This window comes from Roseovarius sp. ZX-A-9 (assembly GCF_028369135.1).
Classification (GTDB): domain Bacteria; phylum Pseudomonadota; class Alphaproteobacteria; order Rhodobacterales; family Rhodobacteraceae; genus Roseovarius.
The window spans coordinates 68,215-86,252 of sequence record NZ_JAPWHW010000006.1 but is presented as its reverse complement, the minus strand read 5'-3'; the positions used below and the strand labels follow the sequence as shown (position 1 = coordinate 86,252).

Below are 18,038 nucleotides of genomic sequence, written 5' to 3'. Positions count from 1 at the left end.
GCAGAGCATGACTGAAACCTCGCTTATCCATCCGGTGATCCTCTGCGGCGGGTCCGGCACACGGCTTTGGCCGCTGTCGCGCCGCAGCTTCCCCAAGCAGTTCACGCCCCTTATTGGCGACGAGACGCTGTTTCAGGCGTCGGTCCGCCGTTTGACAGGGGATGCGTTCGCCGCGCCGGTGATCCTGACCGGCGAGCCATTCCGCTTTATCGTGCTGGAGCAGCTGGCGGCGGCGCAGACCCAGCCGCAAGGCGTGCTGATCGAGCCCGAAGGGCGCAATACCGCTCCTGCCGTGCTGGTAGCGGCGCTGTGGTTGGCGGCGCGCGATGCGGATGCGCTGATGCTGGTGGCGCCGTCCGATCATGTGATCCCGGATGGTGCAGCATTCCGCGCCGCGGTGGCGGCAGCGGCGCCGCGTGCGGCGGCAGGCGATCTGGTCACATTCGGCATCCGGCCCACACGGGCGGAAACCGGCTATGGCTGGCTGGAGTTGGCGGAGGGGGCCGATGCGGCGGCAACGACGCCGCAATCACTGGCGCGGTTCGTCGAAAAGCCCGACATGGCCCGCGCCGAGGCAATGCTGGCAGAGGGCAGCTATCTTTGGAATGCCGGCATCTTTCTGTTGTCGGCGCGCGCAGTGATCGCGGCGTTCGAGGCGCACGCGCCCGACATGATCCCGCCTGTCCGCGCCGCGCTGGACGGGGCCAAGGACGATCTGGGCTTTACCCGGCTGGACGCGGCTGCCTGGACGGATGTGGCCGAAAACTCGATTGATTACGCCATCATGGAGCACGCAGATAACCTTGCGGTCATGCCGTTTGGCGCAGGCTGGTCCGATCTGGGCGACTGGAACGCGGTCTGGGCCGAAAGCGGGCCTGACGCGGAGGGCAATGTGCTGTCGGACCATGCCACGGCGCTGGACTGCGCAGGCACGTTGCTGCGCTCGGAGCATGGCGCGCAGGAACTGGTCGGCATCGGGCTGCAGGACATGATCGCCGTGGCGATGCCGGATGCGGTTATCGTTGCCCCGCGCAGTGACAGCCAGCGGGTGAAAGAGGCGGTGACAGCGCTCAAGGCGCGCGGCGCGAAACAGGCAACGGAGTTTCCGGTCGACCACCGCCCCTGGGGCTGGTTCGAGAGCCTGGTTATCGGCGAGCGGTTTCAGGTCAAGCGTATCGTGGTCAAACCGGGGGCGGCGCTGAGCCTGCAAAGCCATCATCACCGCTCTGAACACTGGATTGTCGTGCAAGGCACAGCCAAGGTTACGGTGGATGGTGACGTGCGGCTGATTGGCGAAAACGAAAGCGTTTATATCCCGCTCGGTGCGGTGCACCGCATGGAAAACCCCGGCAAACTGGAAATGGTCCTGATCGAGGTCCAGACCGGCAGCTATCTGGGCGAAGACGATATCATCCGCTACGAGGACGTGTATGCCCGGACTTGACCTGACAGCAGCGGATTGGCTTATGGTCGGCGCGTCGGGCAAGGTGGGTCGCATGGTGCGGCGCGCCTGGGTCGATGATCCGGAGATCGCCATGCGGCTGGTGCCGCAGTTGCGCCGTGGTCCCGCCGATCCCGGCGACCGTGTGCTCTACTGGGCGCCACTGGACGGGCCCGAACCGTTCGAGCGCTATGTGCGCTATGATGGCACACCCGCCGCGCTGATCATGGTCGCAGGGGTGATCCCCGGACCGGATGCGGATTTTTCCACAAATGTCGGCCTCGCCGTGGCCTGCCTCGAAGCGGCCAAGGCTGCCGGCTGCGAGCGGGTGCTGATCGCGTCTTCCGCGGCGGTCTACGACCACAGCAGCGATATGCCACTGACAGAGGATGCGCCTTGCCGGCCCTCGACGCTTTACGGTGCGTCGAAGCTCGCGATGGAGCAGGCCTGCAAACCCTACCGCGACCAGGGGATTGATGTGTGCTGTCTGCGGATCGGCAATGTTGTCGGCGCGGATGCGTTGATGCGCAACGCCCAGGCGGGGGGCGCGTTATGGATCGATCGCTTTGCAGACGGGCAGGGGCCGAGCCGGCCTTATATCGGCCCCGAAAGCTTGGCCCGGATCATTGAGACGCTCGCGACATGGCCCGAGCGGCTGCCCGATTACCTGAATGTCGCGGCCCCCGGAGGCGGCAACATGAGCGATCTGGCACAAGCGGCCGGGCTGACATGGGACTGGTCCGACGCGCCTGATGGAGCGGTGCAGCATATCGCGCTGGATACGACGCGGCTGCGGCAGTTTTACACGTTCTCGCCCGAAGAATGCTCGGAGGCGGGGATGATGGCACAGTTCCGGCACGTAGAGCAGGCCGTTTGAGGCGATTGAAGCTGCGATCCGAAGCCGGGTAAGTACCCGTCGGGCGGAAGTTGGCGGACCCAAAAAAGGGCGCACCGAAATGCGCCCTTTCAATGGATCACGAATGACTCGGCTTACCGGACCACATAGACTGAACAGTTGGCGTGGCGGACCACGCGCGATGCGTTCGGGCCGATCAGGAAATCGTGCAGATCGGGCTTTTGCGCACCGATGACGATCAGGCCGCTATCGGCCGCCTTGGCCGCCTTGAGGATTTCCTCATAGGCGCTGCCGGTGGCCACCAAATGGCGGATGGATGCGTTTGCTTCCGGCCCCAGCGCTTCCTCGATCATTTCGCGCATTAGCGCGCTGGCCTGTGCCAGCGCCTTTTCGTGATGATCCTTGTCAAAGTAACCGCCGACGATGCTCATGCCCAGATCCGGCAGCACGGTGATCACATCGAGCTGCGCATCGTTCATCTTGGCCATGCGCGCGGCTTCCTGCAACACGTTGGCGTCGAGCCCCTTGTTGCTGACGTCGATGGCGCACAGGACAGGTTTTCCACTCCGGCTCATGCGGGCACTCCTTCCTTGGACATGCGGCCACGTTGCAACATGGCGATCAGCGCCAGCAGCAACAGGGCCGGGATAAAGACAAGCTCCTTGGGCATCTGATCTGCCGAGGCCTTGACCGTGGTTAGCGTAACGGGGGTATCGCCGTAGAAGTCGAAGCCCTGAAGATTGTCAGCAAAAGGTGTGCCGAACATCGGTTCGTCCAGCTTCACAACGCCGTCCTCTACCATCACCAGTAGGCCGAATGCCTCCAGTCGCTCGGCACCGGTGCCTTCGCCCTCAATGGACATCTGCAGCGCGGTTTCCGCCGGCTGGCCGGTGTCGAAATCGGGGCCCGTGACGATTACCCGAACCTCGTCACCGGGCTGCGCGGCATCAAGGGCCTGCTCCAATGCGGTTGGTTCGAGGAATTTGAACGGTGGTTGAATGCGGTCCATCACATAGTCGGGTCTGAACAGCAGGAACGCCACCAGGATAAGAGCCACGCTTTCGTAGATGCGGTTCTTGACCAGGAAGTAGTTCATCGTGCCCGCGGTAAAGACCAGGATCGCAATGGTCGCCGATATGGCCACCAATATCCCCTGTGTCCATGTCACATCGATCAGCAACAGGTCGGTGTTGAAGATGAACACGAAAGGCAGTGCCACGGTCCGCAAGCTGTAGAAGAATGCGATGAACCCGGTCTTGATCGCGTCCCCGCCCGACACGGCGGCAGCGGCAAAGCTGGCCAGCCCCACGGGTGGCGTCACGTCCGCCATGATGCCGAAGTAGAACACGAACAAGTGGACCGCGATCAGCGGCACGATCAGGCCCGACTGAGCACCCAGTTGCACCACGACCCCGGCCATCAGCGAACTGACGACGATGTAGTTGGCCGTGGTCGGCAGGCCCATCCCCAGGATGAGGCTGAGAAGCCCGACCATGATCAGCATCAGGATCAGATTGCCACCCGACAGGAACTCGACCAGATCGGCCATGACTTGGCCCACGCCGGTCAGCGTCACGGTGCCCACGATCACGCCGGCCGTGGCCGTGGCCAGGCCGATACCGATCATGTTGCGCGCCCCGTCGATAAGGCCCTGCCAAAGATCAAGCGCACCCTCTTTCAGATGATCGCCCATTTCACCCGCACCGCGGAACATCGCCTTGAGCGGGCGCTGGGTCAGCAGGATCACGAACAGCAGCATCGTCGCCCAGAAGGCAGAGAGGCCGGGTGATTTCTGCTCGATCATCAGGAAGTAGACCAGCACGATGATCGGCAGAAGGAAGTAAAGCCCGGATTTGTAGATCTCGCCCACGACGGGCAGTTCGACCTCGGGGGCGTTGGGGTCGTCAGGTTCCAGATCGGGCCCCTTGGACGCAAGCCAAAGCAGCGCGATATAGGCCAACACGATCAGCGCCGACAGGACGATGCCGGAATTATCGGTCATCGCCACGACCCAGCCGACCGGGTACTGCACGCCATAGCAGAGCGCTGCGAAGGCGACGAAGAAGATGGCCATGCCGCCGATGGTCTTGCCCATCGACACGACGCGGTTGCCCAGCGTCGGCATATTGTTCTTCACCGCCTCAAGATGGACGATATAGACCAGCGCGACATAAGAGATCGCAGCCGGCAGGAAGGCATGGGTGATCACCTCGACATAGGAAATGCCGACATATTCCACCATCAGGAAGGCCGCAGCGCCCATCACGGGCGGCATGATCTGCCCGTTGACCGAGGATGCGACCTCGACCGCACCGGCCTTTTCAGAGCTGAAGCCCACACGCTTCATCAGCGGGATGGTGAAGGTACCCGTGGTGACAACGTTCGCGATGGAAGAGCCCGAGATCAGGCCGGTCGCGGCAGAGCCGACAACCGCAGCCTTGGCCGGGCCGCCGCGCAGGTGACCCAGCGCGCCGAATGCCATCTTGATAAAGTAGTTGCCCGCTCCGGCCTTCTCCAGCAATGCGCCGAAGAGGACGAAGAGGAACACGAACTTGGTCGACACGCCCAATGCGATGCCGAACACTCCCTCGGAGGTGATCCACATGTGGCTCATCGCCTTCTGCAGCGACGCCCCCTTCCAGCGGATGACTTCGGGTACCCAGGGGGAAGCGCCGAAAAAGACGTAGGCGAGGAAGATCGTGGCGATGATCGCCATTGCGGGACCCAGCGCGCGGCGCGCGCCCTCGAACAGCAGGATCAGACCGATCAGCGCCACCCATTTGTCGGTGTCGTCGGCCAGCCCGCCGTTGCTGACGATCTTGTCATACACGATGTAGCCGTAGAGCGCGATTACCGCTCCGATGAGCCCCATGACCCAATCCTGAATGGGCACATAGTTGCGGGGGCTGGATTTTAGCGCAGGGTAAGCCATGAAGGCGAGGAAAACGGCAAAGGCCAAGTGAATCTGGCGCGAGTTGTTGATCACGTCGCCCGGTAGCACATAATTCGAAACAGGCGATGCCAGCAGCACCTGAAAGACCGACCAGACCACGGCCACAATGGCCAGCAGCATCGCGACGCTGGAATTGGACGGGTTGCGTCCCCCCGCGTCGGAGGAGGCGACCAGCTCCTGTAGTTCCGCTTCACTCAGAGGGCCCTTGCCCTGCTTGTCGTCGACCATTCCATCGTCTCCCTGTCCCGCTGCGCATTTTGATCACGCGGCTGATTTTTGTTATTTTTCAGGCTTCTCATCGGTTGGCAGGGGCCGCTCGGGCCGCCCCTGCCAGATGTGTGCTCAGATCGATTTACTCGATCCAGCCTTTTTCACGATAGTACTTTGCCGCGCCGTCATGCAGAGGCGCCGACAGACCGGCGGTTGCCATTTCCTCGGCCTTGAGGTTCGCAAAGGCCGGGTGCAGGCCCTGGAATGCATCGAAATTTTCGAAGACGGCGCTGACGAGAGCATAGACCGCATCTTCGCTCACATCTGTCGAGCTGACCAGCGTGGCGCCGACGCCGAATGTCGCGGTGTCCTCGTCCGAACCGCGATACATGCCGCCGGGAACGATGGCTGTCCGGTAGAACGGGTTATCGGCGATCAGGGCGTCGATTTCGGGGCCGGTCACGCTGACCAGAACCGAGTCGCAGGCGGTGGTTGCTTCCTGAATGGTGCCCGACGGGTGGCCGACGGTAAAGACGATGGCATCCACCTGGTTGTCGCACAGTGCCGCGGATTGCTCAGCCGGCTTCAGCTCGGCTGCGAGGGCGAAATCGTCAGTGGTCCAGCCCTTCTTTTCCATCACGACTTCAAAAGTGCCGCGTGCACCCGATCCGGGGTTGCCGAGGTTGACGCGCTTGCCCTTGAGATCGTCGAACGTCTTGATCCCGCTATCGGCACGCGCCACGACGGTGAACGGCTCGGGATGGATCGAGAAGACCGCGCGCAGCCCTTCGAAGGCACCGTCTTCCTCAAACAGTGAGGAACCATTGTAGGCGTGGTACTGCCAGTCGGACTGCACGACGCCGAATTCCAGCTCGCCTGCGCGGATGGTCTTGATGTTGTAGACCGAACCGCCGGTCGATTCGACCGAACAGCGGATGCCGTGTTCCTTGCGGCCCTTGTTTACCAGTCGGCAGATCGCGCCGCCGGTGGGATAGTAGACACCGGTGACGCCCCCTGTGCCGATGGTGATGAACTCCTCGGCATAGGCAGCCGGGGCCATCAGCGTGGCCATCGCGGCACCTGCTATTGTGAACTTGAACTTGGAAAACATCATTTTCTCCCTTTGTTACTGATGTTCTTAGGTTTCGTGACGATCGCTCGCTTCTTCAAGCTTGCGATTGCGTCTTTCGACTTCGGCGATGCGGGCCGTGGCCTCTGCACCGCTGCGCCCTGCGAGCATGCCGATCATCGTCTCGACCAGAAAGAGTGTCGCGACGTAAGACGAGAAGAAATGCGGGCTGCTGGTGGGGACCAGCAGACCGGCATCGGCCTTGGCCAGCGCCGGGCAGGTATGGCTGTCGGTGATCACCACCAAAAAGACACCCTGTTCCTTGGCCTGATTGGCGGCGAGGATGGATTTGCGGGCGAAGGGCGGCTTGGTCACGATGACCAGCGAATCTTCTGGGCCCAGTCCGGTCAAGGCGCTGCCGACTGACGCGCCCATGCGTCCGGCCATGTGCCAGTTGTCGGTCAGGAAGTTCGCCATATATGACATATGTTCCACTATCCCCGTCGATCCCAATGCGCCCAGCAACAGGACCCGTCGCGACCGATGCAGACGCTCGACAGTCCATTCCAGCAGGGCGTGATCCACACCCGCTGCGAGGGTTTGCACATTTGCCAGACAAGCGTCGCGATGCGCGCCGAAAAAGTCAAGCGCGCCGGTCGAGCTATCCTGCTGAAGACGCCGTGCCCGGTCGGCAAAGCTGTGGCTGTGCGAGTCGATCTGGCGGTCGATTCGCGAGCGCATCTCGTCGCGCAACAGTTCGAACGAAGTGTATCCCAGCCGTCGCGCCATGCGCGAGAAAGTGGCGGGTGGCAGCGCTGCTTCGGCCGCGATGGACCGCAGGCTACGCGTGGCGGTGTTGAGTGGGTTGGCCATGACGTAATCACCGGCCTGACGTAGCCGATCGCTCAGTTGGTCATACTCCATCGCCAACCGTTGCGCGAATGTGCCGTACAACAAATACCACCTCCACATGTGCCAGAAGGGGAGTGTTTCAAGTGTTTCATATCTTGTCAAGCGATGAATCATATGTTTCATTTCGACGGTCGCGGAAGCGCGCGACTCATCCCTCTCAAGGATAGCGATTTGCCATGAGCCATGTCTTTCCCCGCCATTCCAAATCTCCTCCACGCCTCGCCACGCGTGGTGAGGGGCCGTATCTCTTTGACACTGATGGTCGCGCCTATCTCGATGGATCGGGGGGCGCGGCGGTGTCGTGTCTGGGGCATTCAGACCCGGATGTGATTGCCGCGATACAGGCGCAGGTGGGCCGCATGGCCTATGCGCATACATCCTTCTTCACCTCTGAACCCGCCGAAGAGCTGGCCGATCTGCTCATTGCGCATGCGCCAGAAGGGATTGACCGGGTTTACTTTGTCTCGGGCGGGTCCGAGGCGGTTGAGGCTGCGTTGAAACTGGCGCGGCAATACATGCTGGAGATCGGCCAGCCAGAGCGCGATCGGTTCATCGCCCGCCGTCAGAGCTATCATGGCAACACGCTGGCGGCGCTGGCTACCGGCGGTAATGCCTGGCGCAAGGAGCCATTTGCGCCACTGATGATCGGTACCAGCCATATCGCGCCTTGCTACGCCTACCGTGATCAGCGCGAGGACGAGAGCGCCGAGGCATATGGCATCCGCGTCGCGGACGAGTTGGAAGCGGAACTGCAGCGTGTTGGTCCCGAAACGGTGATCGGCTTCGTTGCCGAACCTGTCGTCGGCGCGACGCTGGGCGCGGTGCCGCCGGTTCCGGGATATTTCAAGCGTATCCGCGAGATTTGCGACCGCCACGGCATTCTGCTGATTCTCGACGAGGTGATGTGCGGCATGGGCCGGACCGGGACGCTCTTTGCCTGCGAGCAGGAGGGCGTGCGCCCTGATATCGTGACGATCGCCAAGGGGTTGGGGGCCGGCTATCAGCCGATCGGCGCGACGCTGTGTTCGGCTGCGATCCATGATGCGATTGCTGATGGGACGGGCTTTTTCCAGCACGGGCATACATATATCGGCCACCCGACAGCCTGCGCGGCGGGGTTGGCAGTGGTCCGGAAGCTAACGGATGGCGGGCTGACGGCGCGTGCGGCGGAACTGGGCCACGTGCTCGACGCCAAGCTGCGCGCGGCGTTCGGGCAGCATCCGCATATCGGCGACATTCGCGGGCGCGGCATGTTCTACGGGCTGGAAGTGGTTGAGGACCGCGAGACCAAGGCCCCGTTCGATCCCGCGCGCGGCGTCAACAAGGCGCTGAAAAAGGCGGCCTTCGACGCGGGCCTGCTGTGCTACCCGATGGGCGGCACGATCGACGGGCGGAGAGGGGATCACGTGTTGCTGGCCCCGCCCTTTATCCTGACCGAGGCCCAGATCGATGAGTTGGTGGATAAACTGGGCACCGCCTTCAGGACCGTGCTGGGATGACGCCATTGCCAAGGCTGATGGTCGCGCCGAACGGTGCGCGGCACGGCAAGGCGTATCACCCCGCATTGCCGGTCACGCTGACCGAAACGGTCGAAGTGGCGCGCGCCTGCCATGCGGCGGGGGCGGATGGGCTGCATTTGCATCTGCGTGACGCAGACGGCGCGCATCTGCTCGACGCCGTGCGCTATCGCGATGCTCTGGCGCTGTTGGCCGAGGCGGTGCCCGGCATGGCGGTGCAGATCACCACCGAGGCGGCGGGGCGATACGAGGCAGCGCATCAGCGCGCCGTGGCACTGGCGGCAGGCGCGCGCCTTGTGTCAATGTCGATCCGCGAAATTCGCAGTGGAACGCGCGCCACCGAAGCGCGGGATTTTTACGAAACCTGCGCGGCGCAGGGAATCGCGGTGCAACATATCCTCTATGATCCGCAGGATCTGGCGCTGCTGGCCGAAACCCTTGCTCCGCAGATGCTGACCGATCCTGCGTTGCAAGTGATCTTCGTGCTCGGGCGTTACACTGAGGCGCGCGAGAGCACACCGGATGATCTGAAGCCCTTCATCGAGGCCACGCACGCATATGGCATGACGCCTGACTGGGGGCTCTGCGCCTTTGGCCGCCACGAGAGCGATTGCCTGCTGGCGGCGCACCGGGCGGGCGGCAAGCTGCGCGTGGGATTCGAGAACAACATCACGATGCGCGACGGCAGCATCGCGGCGGACAACGCCGCGCGGGTGGCCGAGGTTGCCGCGTTGATCGCCGGATGCGCTTCGGGGTAGCGATCTGGCTGGTCCGTTCGCCTTGCGTTTTTGCAGGGCTGCCCGCTATCCCCGCCAGGCCACTGCGCGAATTTCCACCAGCGCCCTGGGGTGCATGAGTTCGGTGACGCCAATCGCGGACCAGGCGGGGTAGGGCTCGCCGATATACTGATCTTTCACCGCTGCGAACGTGTCGGCGTGTTTGCGCATGTCGACGTGAAAGGTGGTGATTTCGACCACATCGGCGAATCCCAGTCCGGCCTCGGCCAGATATGCGCCCAGCTTGGCGAAGGCGTCGTGAAACTGTGCTTCGGGGTCGTCCGGCATGTCCTTGTCGGGGTGCGACGCGGTGCAGCCCGAAAGATACACCATCGGCCCGGCGTCAACCGCGGCGGAAAAATGCCAATCGTCGTAGTAATGTCGAAATTTTTCGGGGATATGGACGGTTTTCATGTGTGTTCTCCTCTGGGATTCTTGCCCGCGGCGACTTCCGGGCAAGTCGACGATTTTCAATTCCACTATTTCATGGATGCTCGGGCGCGCTATGTCTATGTTGTAACAAGCAAGACCCAGGCCGGACCGCCGGAGACGGTGGCAGGCCGGGGCCCTCAAATCGCGACAGGACCGAATTCCATGCTGGAGACCCAAACATACGAGATTGACGTCAAATCCGTGGATGTGACGGAAAACGCCGATGGCTCGGGACGTGTGACCATCACTTACCAAGGCCGCGCCGAGGAAAAGACGGTCACCGAACAGTTTCCTTCGGCCGAGTTTCGGGACGTGTTCGAATGCTGCCAGAACATCGCAAGATCAGTCATGACCAGCGAATTTCGCCCCAATTCCGGGGTGAGCTTTGAATTCAAGTTGGTCGACGAGAAAGGGATCTCGGTCTGGCACACCGCGCCTAACAACTTCCTGAAGATACCTTTGCGGATGAACATGGACTGGACCTGCAATCACCTGCAGACCAATTTCAAATCCTATACCACGCTCGGTGTTGTCGAGGTGCCCGAGGAGTTCTACTTGGTCGATGGACGTGTGCCGACGCCCAAGGTGGTGGAATTGTTGATGGATTCGATGGTCTCGGGGCTGGAGTTCATTGGGTTGATGTTCCTGCAGCGCGAGACCATGGGCAAGGCGCACGAGGACGTCCAGCACGGCGTCTGACGACGCGCCGAAGATTTAATATCACAGGATTTTCCTGATTTCAGCCTCGTTAAAGGGCTGGAGTAATACATCTATTACAAATAAAGGTATTATAGATAGAACATTATGATGACCCGAGGTGCTAACCCACATGATTCCAGACCCCGCCAGCTTTGAAGTCGCGAAATCCTATCGCGCACGCGCTCTGAAAACGCTCAGCTACGGTGTCTCTTCGACGCCGCGCGGGCGGCAATTGCCGGCACCGATCGTGGCGGACCGGGCGGCAAACGCCCATGTCTGGGACAAGGCGGGCAGCCGGTTCATCGACTACGCGGCAGGGTACGGGCCTCTGATCCTGGGGCATTCCCCGTCATGCGTGATCGACGCGGTCAAGGCCGAGATGGATCGCGGCCTGCGCACCGCCAGCGTACATGCCGGTGAAGCGGCTCTGGCAGAACTGATTTGCGAAACTCTGCCTGCCGCACAGAAATGCGCCTTTGTCAGCTCCGGTTCCGAAGCGATCCAACTGGCGCTGCGCATCGCGCGGGCGGCGACGGGCCGGACGCGGGTGGTCAAGTTTCGCGGCAATTACCACGGCTGGATGGACGGAGTGCAGGTCGCCGGTGCGTATGGCAATGACGGGCCGGGCACCATTGGTCAGGATCCGGGTGCCGCGGCATCGCTGACGATTCTGGATTGGGGCGATGCCACCGCGCTGGCCGAAGTGCTGACCTCTGATTTTGCCGCCGTGATCCTGGAGCCGGTGGCCGTGAATGGCGGCTGTTTCACGCCGCCTGACGGGTTTCTGGCCGAAGTGCGGGCATTGACCGAACGCCATGGCGTTGTGCTGATCTTTGACGAGGTGATAACCGGCTACCGGTTGTCGCTGGGCGGCGCACAGCAGCTGCACGGGGTAACGCCTGATCTGGCGGTGATCGGCAAGGCGATGGGGGGCGGGCTGCCGATCGGCGCGGTCGCGGGCTCTGACGCGGTGATGGAACCGGTCAGCAGCGGGCGGCTGTTTCATCGCGGCACGTTCAACGGCAATCCGGTCTCTGTCGCGGCCTCCATTGCCTGCATTTCTCACCTGAAGGCCAATGCCCAGACGCTCTATCCGCTTATTGACGGGTTGGCGGCGCAGTTGGAGACGGGCTTGCGCGAGGCGGCAGCGCGCCATGATACGGTCTGTGCGGTCAACCGCACTGGATCGGCGCTGCAACTGGCGCTTGGCGTGGCTGAAATGCGCTCGCTGGCGGATACCGCGCAGGCCGATTTCCCGGCAACGGCGCGCTTTGCCGGTCATTTGCTGCAGGCGGGCGTGCAGATCATCGGGCGCGGCCTGTCCTATACCACTGCCGCCCATACTGCGGCGGATATTGCCGAGACCATCGCAGCCTATGACATGGCGTTCGCCGCCATGGCGCGCGAGGGTGGCGGGAAATGAACGGGGTCGACCGCAGTGCGGGCCATGACGCGATGCAGGCCATGCCGCTGTATTTCAAGATATTCATGGTGCTGGAACGTGAAATCAGGACCGGGCACTATCCCACCGATACGCCCATGCCCAGCGAAGACGCCTTGGCAGCCCGTTTTGATGTGTCTCGCGTCACGATCCGGCATGCGATGTCCTTGCTGGCCGAGCGGAACCTTGTGGCCCGTCAACGCGGGCGCGGCACGTTCGCGACCTGTCCACCCAGCGCACGCGCGGCACCGGACAGCTTTGACGGGTTGAACCAGAATATCGCCGATTTCGAGGCCGGGACCTCTGTTACGCTGATCGAGGTGGCATCGGATCGTCTGCCTGACTGGACAGGCGACGCGGTGACTGCGGGTGGCGTGTTGCGCATTGTCCGGGTGCGGCGCGATGAAACGGGCCCGATATCCTACTCTGCCTGTTACCTGCCGCCCTTGTCTGCGGGCTATATAGACACGTTCACGCTGGGCAACCGGACGGTTATCGGTGTGCTGGAGGCGGCAGGGCTGCGGGCTGCGCAGGTCGAGCAGCGCCTGACGGCTGTGGCCGCACCGCCCGAAATCGCACCGCATCTGGGCGTCGCGGTGGGCGGGCCTCTGACCCTGATGCGGCGCGTCATGCGCGGCGCGGATGGCACGGCGTTCGAGTATCTCGAAACCTATTACCGACCCGACCGCTACGAATACAGCGTCAACCTGACCCGCGACACTGGCGCCTCCGGCCCGCCGCATTGGACACCGAAACGCGGCTGATCCCCGCCGTGCCACTGCGGTTTTCATTGGACTCCGGCCTGCGTGATATTTCAAATGGGGCAACGGTCCCGTATATTGGGGGCAGCGCAGAAAAATCGGGGATCAGGCTGACATGGCAAATCTGGACGCACAGGTACGGGACTCACAGGCAGAGGTAAGCGCGGCTCAGGCCAAGATTGCCGAAGTGACCAGCCAGATCGAAGCCGCGCGCGCCAAGATCAAGGGCGGCGAGGATGCGGTTCTGGATATCGAGAACGCCTCGCTGGAGGATGTTCACGCCCATACCGAGGTGATGAACGCCAACATCGCCGAGCTGATCATGGGGCTGGATGATATCACCGCTGCCTTCAGCCGCGATTTCGACGAGATGCGCAACAAGACCGGCTGGGAAAGCTTCGTCGGTTTCTTCAGCCAATCGCGCTCGGACGCGATGCGGCAGGACCGGGTGCGCAGTGCGAGCATCGACGACAAACTGCAGGATCTCATCTCGAAATCCGATGTGATCGTGAAACTTTTGCAAAGCCAGCTGGCCACGCTGGAGACCCACAAGGCCAAGGTCAGCGAGAACCTGACCGAAACGCTGGACGAACGGGAATTCACCGTGGGCGAGCTGGAGGATATCCGCGCACAGATCACGGCAATGGATCCCGATATCATCGCTCTGGAAAACAAGATCGCCAATGAAACGGATGCCGCGGCCCGCACCAAGCTGGAAACGCAGCTGGCCGAAATGAACGCGAAATACAACGAGCTGGTGCAGTCCGAGCAGGTCAAGCTGAGCAAATCCCAGACGCTGGAGCGCTATATCGAAAAGGGCAAGACATGGGTCGACAGCCTGCAAAATCAGGCGGCGACCCAGATGGTGCTGATCAACAAGCTGCAGACAGACACCAAGCAGCGCGTGGTGCTCTATGATGCGCTGACCAAGTCCCTGAAAACCGCGCAACAGCAAGACGTGGCGCACCGGATCAACGAGATCGGTGTCGAGACCGACAAAGAGGCGCAACAGGCGATGGCGGGAATCGGTGCCGCGACCAACAAGAAAATGGCCGAGATGATGGAGAGCCACGAAGAGCACATGGTGTTCGCCCGCGACGTGCTGGAGGCCAAGGCCAAGGCCGACGAGCGGTTTGCCCGCCGCTTTCAGGCGATCATCGAGAAGCACGACAAGAACCTGTATGGGGCCTGAACCTTGTTCAGTCGACGTCACGTGATGTGCTGTTCCGCCGCCGTGCAGGGCAGGCAGGTACAATGACGGATCGCGCGCCGAAATCCGACCATGTCAGGCTGGCAGATCTTGCGGCCAGCCGCCGCTATTTCACCAAGTTCGAGCGGATCACCGGGCATCTGGCCCGTGTTGCGGCGGTGATGCATGCCGAAGACTCCCTGTCCAGGGATGAGGTCGAGATCCTGACCGGCTACATGCAGGGCATCGCCTATAGTTTCCGCGCGCTGGGGATGAAATACCTGTTCGCGGGACGTGACGCGGGCCAATCATTTGGCACGCTTCAGATGGACAACCACGAGAGCGGCTTTCCGGTGTTCAACGAGTTGCTGGTCATGGCCAACGACGCGCAGCAGGCGGCGCGGCATCTGGACGGAATGCCGAGTGCCGATCAGCTCAAGGCGCAGATGGTCGAGCAGATCATCGGCGCGCGGCAGATCCCGACGCGGCTACAATTCGCGCTGTCGCAGCGGCTCTACTACGAAGAACTGCGGCGCGGGCATCTATTCTGGGCGCGGAACGATCCGCAGATCATCTGGCAAAGCGGGCTGGGAGAGCGGCGGCGCTATCTGCTGCACTGGGCGGTCTATGACAGCCAGATCAACCTGCCGACGATCTATGTGATGGAGGTCGAGGATACCGGGCGCTACGCGCTGGCCAAGGATGAGGAGCGTTGGCCCGCGTGCCAGACACACCTGATGGGCCAGGCGCTGGGCGGGCTGAAACTGCTGACCATCGCGCGTGGCGTCGACGAGGCATTCTCGGACCTGCATCCCAAGCGTTTGCGCCGGTTCCATGTCGGACCGATGTATTCGCACAGCTATACGCAGCAGATCGGGCCGCTGCGCGACGTTCTGCGCGATGCAGATGCACCCGAGGGGCAGGACTGGGCCCTGGCCTGGACCGATGAAGTGCTGGAGAGCGAACGAACCAAGCTAGAACGCACTGGCTGGTTCGGCTCGGTGGAACGCGAGATTTTCGCGCTCGACCCGTTTTCCGGGCGCGGGGCCGAGACCGGCGCGACCCGCCAGAGCCGCAGTATCATTCTGCCCGAGCGCCCCTATCAGGTGCTGGCCGAAAAGAACCCGCCGGGTTTTGCCAGCGTCACGAAATACGTGGTCAGCGCCGGGGGACGGGTGTTGCGATATTGAACCGTTGCCGGGCTGACGCCCGGCCTGCGACAAACTGCTAGGCCGGACTTCAGCCCGGCAGGGGGAGAAAAAGATGAGCCTGACAGCCGACATGATGGAACTGCGCGAAGCAGACGTGATCAAACATTACGACGCCGCGACGCGCATGTTGCAGGGCTTCGATCATACACCCCGGATCGGTAAATCGGCAGACACGCCGCAAGACGAACGGTCATCGGGCGTCGGCACGCGGCGGCGGTTCCGTAGCACCACGCCGGGGCTGGTCACACGCAGCACCGCGCGGGCCGAAGGCGTGCAGCTGATTGCGCGGATCAAAGGCGCGGATGGAGACGACCCGCTGGTGTCGCCCCTGCAGGCCACGGTGATGCACGCCCTGCGGCGCGCACTCGCCATCGCGCTGGCGGTGGGCGAAACCTATGCCGAGGCCACCGGGCTGGTTGAACTGCGCCGGATCAATCTCGCAGGTTCATTGCCCGCCAACCGCAAGACCGAATTCAGCGAGCTTCTGAGCGCCGAGGCGTTGGCGGTGGCTTATGTCTTTGGCAATGCCGCCGCCTTTCTGCTGGGTTCGCATGGCAGCGAAGTGTCGGTTGAGGTGGGCGAAGCCGAAGAGGTTCTGACCGACAACGCCCAGATCGCCCTGCACGGCGCGCTGTGGGAACTGGACAAGACCATTGCCGCCCATGCCACGGATGACGCGCGGCTGGTGGCTTGCGTCACCGGCTACGCCGAGGCGCTGATGGAGAAGATCGCGCTAAGGGCGCAGAATGCCGGGCGGCTGGGGGCCTTTACCGGCGCCAGTTGGCGGGTAGAGGCGGATGACTTCACCATTCGCGGCTTCTCGCCATCGTCCAAGGCGAAATCCACCACGCTGACCATGACCTTCAAGAAACCCAACGAGGTGGTCGGCAACCATATCGCCAAGTATCAGGCGCTGAAGCTGGCAAAGATGCTGATGGCCTATGATTTCGAGCGGCGGCTGAACCCCTTCGCCGATCTGGGCGGGTTCATCTTTACCTTCATGGGCGATGGTAAGCCGGGCACGGGCAAGACGACGCTGATTCAGATGATGGCGGGCCTGATTCACGGCTATTGCGAGACCGCCGGGTATCCGTTTCGATACCAGAACCTGAGCACCGACAGCATCGACAGCTATCAGGGCAAATCGGGGCAGAACGCCAAGGCGTTCATCAATTCGATCATTGATCCGGGTGTGATCGGGTTCGGTACGATCGACGATATCGACCAGTTGGCGGGCAAACGGGGTGACCGGCAATCGTCGTCCGGTCAGCTGGAAATCACCGCCGTGCTGATGGAGAGCTTTGCCGGCGCCAATACGGTCGTGCGTGGCAATTGCACCTTTGGCATGTTTTCGAACTTCCCCGAGAATGTGGACGATGCGTTGCGCCAGCGCGCGGGCGCGCGGTTTCTGGTGGACGGGCCGATCACCCGCGAGGATTACATCGACATTCTGAACCTGTTGATGGGGCGAAATCACGACATTCCGCTCGGCGATCATGAGGCCTTTGCCGCGCAGGAAATCAAGAAGGCGGTCGCAGCCAGTTTCGCATCGCATTCGAAACCACATGAGGAAGGGCTGCTGCGGGTCTACGAGGCCGTGGATGCCAAGATCGGCAAGCTCGACACGATTGCCAAGCTGGGCACATATCTGAAGGGTATCCAGGAAGTCGATGACCGCTTTACGGGGCGGGCGATCAAGAACATCACCGATGCCGTTAAGGTGCGCGCGATGGATTTTGAACTTCCCGACGAGTGGATGGAGGAGCCGGAGCTTTTCCTCTTCAAGGACTACGAGACCAAGAAGGGCATGATCGAGGAGTTACGCCAGCCGATCACGGTCGAGATGGTGATCCAGGAGATCAACCGATACGCCGACAGCGAATTCCGATATGCCGATAAATCCGATGAAGTGGCGATCGAAAATGCCGTGCGTGAAATGCGCCGGATGGAAGAGGCAAAGCGGCTGTTCCTGGCGCAAAAGGGGTAGGGCGACCCTGCAACAGCCTCAAACACTCGGTCAAGTGCGGGCTGCACATCCAGACCACGCCGCAATCGAGAGGCGGTGATCTGTTTGCATAGCGATGCGACGCCTTTCACCGGGTGCGGGCAGAGTGATCGACCGCCTTGGCGCCTATGCTGAAGTCCGGATTGACGAAATGATCTTGAACTTCAGTATCGGCGCAAGCCAGAATGAGACACTTGAGGCGATGCGGAGATTTGCCGAAGAGGTCATGCCGTATTTCACGGGCCGCCCCGCGCCGCGGGGGATGGCTCCCCAATTATCCCAACAGAAGGAAATTCATCATGCCCATGATCCGGGTTGAAATGTTCGCTGGACGCGATGCCGATCAAAAGCGCGCGCTGGCGCGCGAACTGACCGATGCGTTCATCAAGACCTGTGGTGGCACGCCGGAGTCGGTCCAGATCGTCATCACCGATGTCGAAAAATCCCACTGGGCGAGTGGGGGAACACTCTATAGCGACCAGTGACGCAACCGCGCTGCACGGGAATTGTATCCGCGCTGTCCTGGCTTGATCTGCGGGCGCAAACCGATGATGCGGTCTGCGCCC

Annotated in this window: 17 protein-coding genes; 12 read left to right on the top strand and 5 right to left on the bottom strand. The window is 62.1% G+C overall.

Going from position 1 to position 18,038, the window contains the following annotated elements:
- The first annotated feature begins 7 nt into the window (after positions 1 to 7).
- Both O3306_RS07655 and O3306_RS07650 read left to right on the top strand, forming a co-directional pair.
- Positions 8 to 1,444 (top strand): mannose-1-phosphate guanylyltransferase/mannose-6-phosphate isomerase, encoded by a 1,437-nt coding sequence (locus O3306_RS07655; protein ID WP_272005260.1) that lies wholly within the window; start codon positions 8 to 10, stop codon positions 1,442 to 1,444.
- Entirely contained in the window at positions 1,431 to 2,318 is an 888-nt protein-coding gene (locus O3306_RS07650; RefSeq protein WP_272005257.1) for an NAD-dependent epimerase/dehydratase family protein, read from the top strand. Before O3306_RS07655 ends, O3306_RS07650 begins: the two co-directional genes overlap by 14 nt.
- 113 nt (positions 2,319 to 2,431) lie before the next feature.
- Here O3306_RS07650 and O3306_RS07645 read toward each other — a convergent pair whose 3' ends face one another.
- From O3306_RS07645 to O3306_RS07630, 4 genes are all read right to left on the bottom strand, one after another.
- Positions 2,432 to 2,872: a universal stress protein gene (locus O3306_RS07645; protein ID WP_272005254.1), complete on the bottom strand. Its 441-nt coding sequence runs from the start codon at positions 2,870 to 2,872 to the stop codon at positions 2,432 to 2,434.
- Positions 2,869 to 5,478: a TRAP transporter permease gene (locus tag O3306_RS07640; RefSeq protein WP_272005251.1), complete on the bottom strand. Its 2,610-nt coding sequence runs from the start codon at positions 5,476 to 5,478 to the stop codon at positions 2,869 to 2,871. The genes O3306_RS07645 and O3306_RS07640 overlap by 4 nt, the downstream gene beginning before the upstream one ends.
- Before the next feature lie 124 nt (positions 5,479 to 5,602).
- The gene (locus O3306_RS07635) at positions 5,603 to 6,571 is read right to left on the bottom strand and encodes a TAXI family TRAP transporter solute-binding subunit (protein ID WP_272005248.1); all 969 of its coding nucleotides are present in this window, start codon (positions 6,569 to 6,571) and stop codon (positions 5,603 to 5,605) included.
- Positions 6,572 to 6,598: 27 nt separating this feature from the next.
- Complete coding sequence (locus O3306_RS07630; protein WP_272005245.1) at positions 6,599 to 7,453, bottom strand: MurR/RpiR family transcriptional regulator; 855 nt, start codon at positions 7,451 to 7,453, stop codon at positions 6,599 to 6,601.
- 164 nt (positions 7,454 to 7,617) lie between these two features.
- On the opposite strand from O3306_RS07630, the gene O3306_RS07625 reads away from it, so the two are divergent.
- Positions 7,618 to 8,940 (top strand): aspartate aminotransferase family protein, encoded by a 1,323-nt coding sequence (locus O3306_RS07625; RefSeq protein ID WP_272005242.1) that lies wholly within the window; start codon positions 7,618 to 7,620, stop codon positions 8,938 to 8,940.
- Entirely contained in the window at positions 8,937 to 9,716 is a 780-nt protein-coding gene (locus O3306_RS07620) for a 3-keto-5-aminohexanoate cleavage protein (protein WP_272005239.1), read from the top strand. The genes O3306_RS07625 and O3306_RS07620 overlap by 4 nt, the downstream gene beginning before the upstream one ends.
- A 45-nt stretch (positions 9,717 to 9,761) precedes the next feature.
- Here O3306_RS07620 and O3306_RS07615 read toward each other — a convergent pair whose 3' ends face one another.
- Positions 9,762 to 10,148: a RidA family protein gene (locus O3306_RS07615; protein WP_272005236.1), complete on the bottom strand. Its 387-nt coding sequence runs from the start codon at positions 10,146 to 10,148 to the stop codon at positions 9,762 to 9,764.
- 180 nt (positions 10,149 to 10,328) lie between these two features.
- On the opposite strand from O3306_RS07615, the gene O3306_RS07610 reads away from it, so the two are divergent.
- From O3306_RS07610 to O3306_RS07575, 8 genes are all read left to right on the top strand, one after another.
- On the top strand, positions 10,329 to 10,865 hold the full coding sequence (locus O3306_RS07610) for a hypothetical protein (RefSeq protein ID WP_272005233.1): 537 nt from the start codon (positions 10,329 to 10,331) through the stop codon (positions 10,863 to 10,865).
- A 130-nt stretch (positions 10,866 to 10,995) separates the two neighbouring features.
- The gene (locus O3306_RS07605; protein ID WP_272005231.1) at positions 10,996 to 12,288 is read left to right on the top strand and encodes an aspartate aminotransferase family protein; all 1,293 of its coding nucleotides are present in this window, start codon (positions 10,996 to 10,998) and stop codon (positions 12,286 to 12,288) included.
- Complete coding sequence (locus tag O3306_RS07600) at positions 12,285 to 13,070, top strand: GntR family transcriptional regulator (protein ID WP_272005228.1); 786 nt, start codon at positions 12,285 to 12,287, stop codon at positions 13,068 to 13,070. Before O3306_RS07605 ends, O3306_RS07600 begins: the two co-directional genes overlap by 4 nt.
- A 112-nt stretch (positions 13,071 to 13,182) precedes the next feature.
- Positions 13,183 to 14,259, top strand: coding sequence for a hypothetical protein (locus tag O3306_RS07595; protein ID WP_272005225.1), 1,077 nt, complete (start codon positions 13,183 to 13,185; stop codon positions 14,257 to 14,259).
- A gap of 62 nt (positions 14,260 to 14,321) precedes the next feature.
- Entirely contained in the window at positions 14,322 to 15,446 is a 1,125-nt protein-coding gene (locus O3306_RS07590; protein ID WP_272005222.1) for a hypothetical protein, read from the top strand.
- Between the two features lie 73 nt (positions 15,447 to 15,519).
- Positions 15,520 to 17,454 carry an AAA family ATPase gene (locus O3306_RS07585; protein ID WP_272005219.1) on the top strand — a complete coding sequence of 645 codons (1,935 nt, stop codon included), beginning with the start codon at positions 15,520 to 15,522 and terminating at the stop codon, positions 17,452 to 17,454.
- Between the two features lie 124 nt (positions 17,455 to 17,578).
- Entirely contained in the window at positions 17,579 to 17,791 is a 213-nt protein-coding gene (locus O3306_RS07580) for a hypothetical protein (protein WP_272005216.1), read from the top strand.
- Entirely contained in the window at positions 17,772 to 17,957 is a 186-nt protein-coding gene (locus tag O3306_RS07575) for a 2-hydroxymuconate tautomerase (protein ID WP_272005213.1), read from the top strand. The genes O3306_RS07580 and O3306_RS07575 overlap by 20 nt, the downstream gene beginning before the upstream one ends.
- Positions 17,958 to 18,038 lie beyond the last annotated feature (81 nt).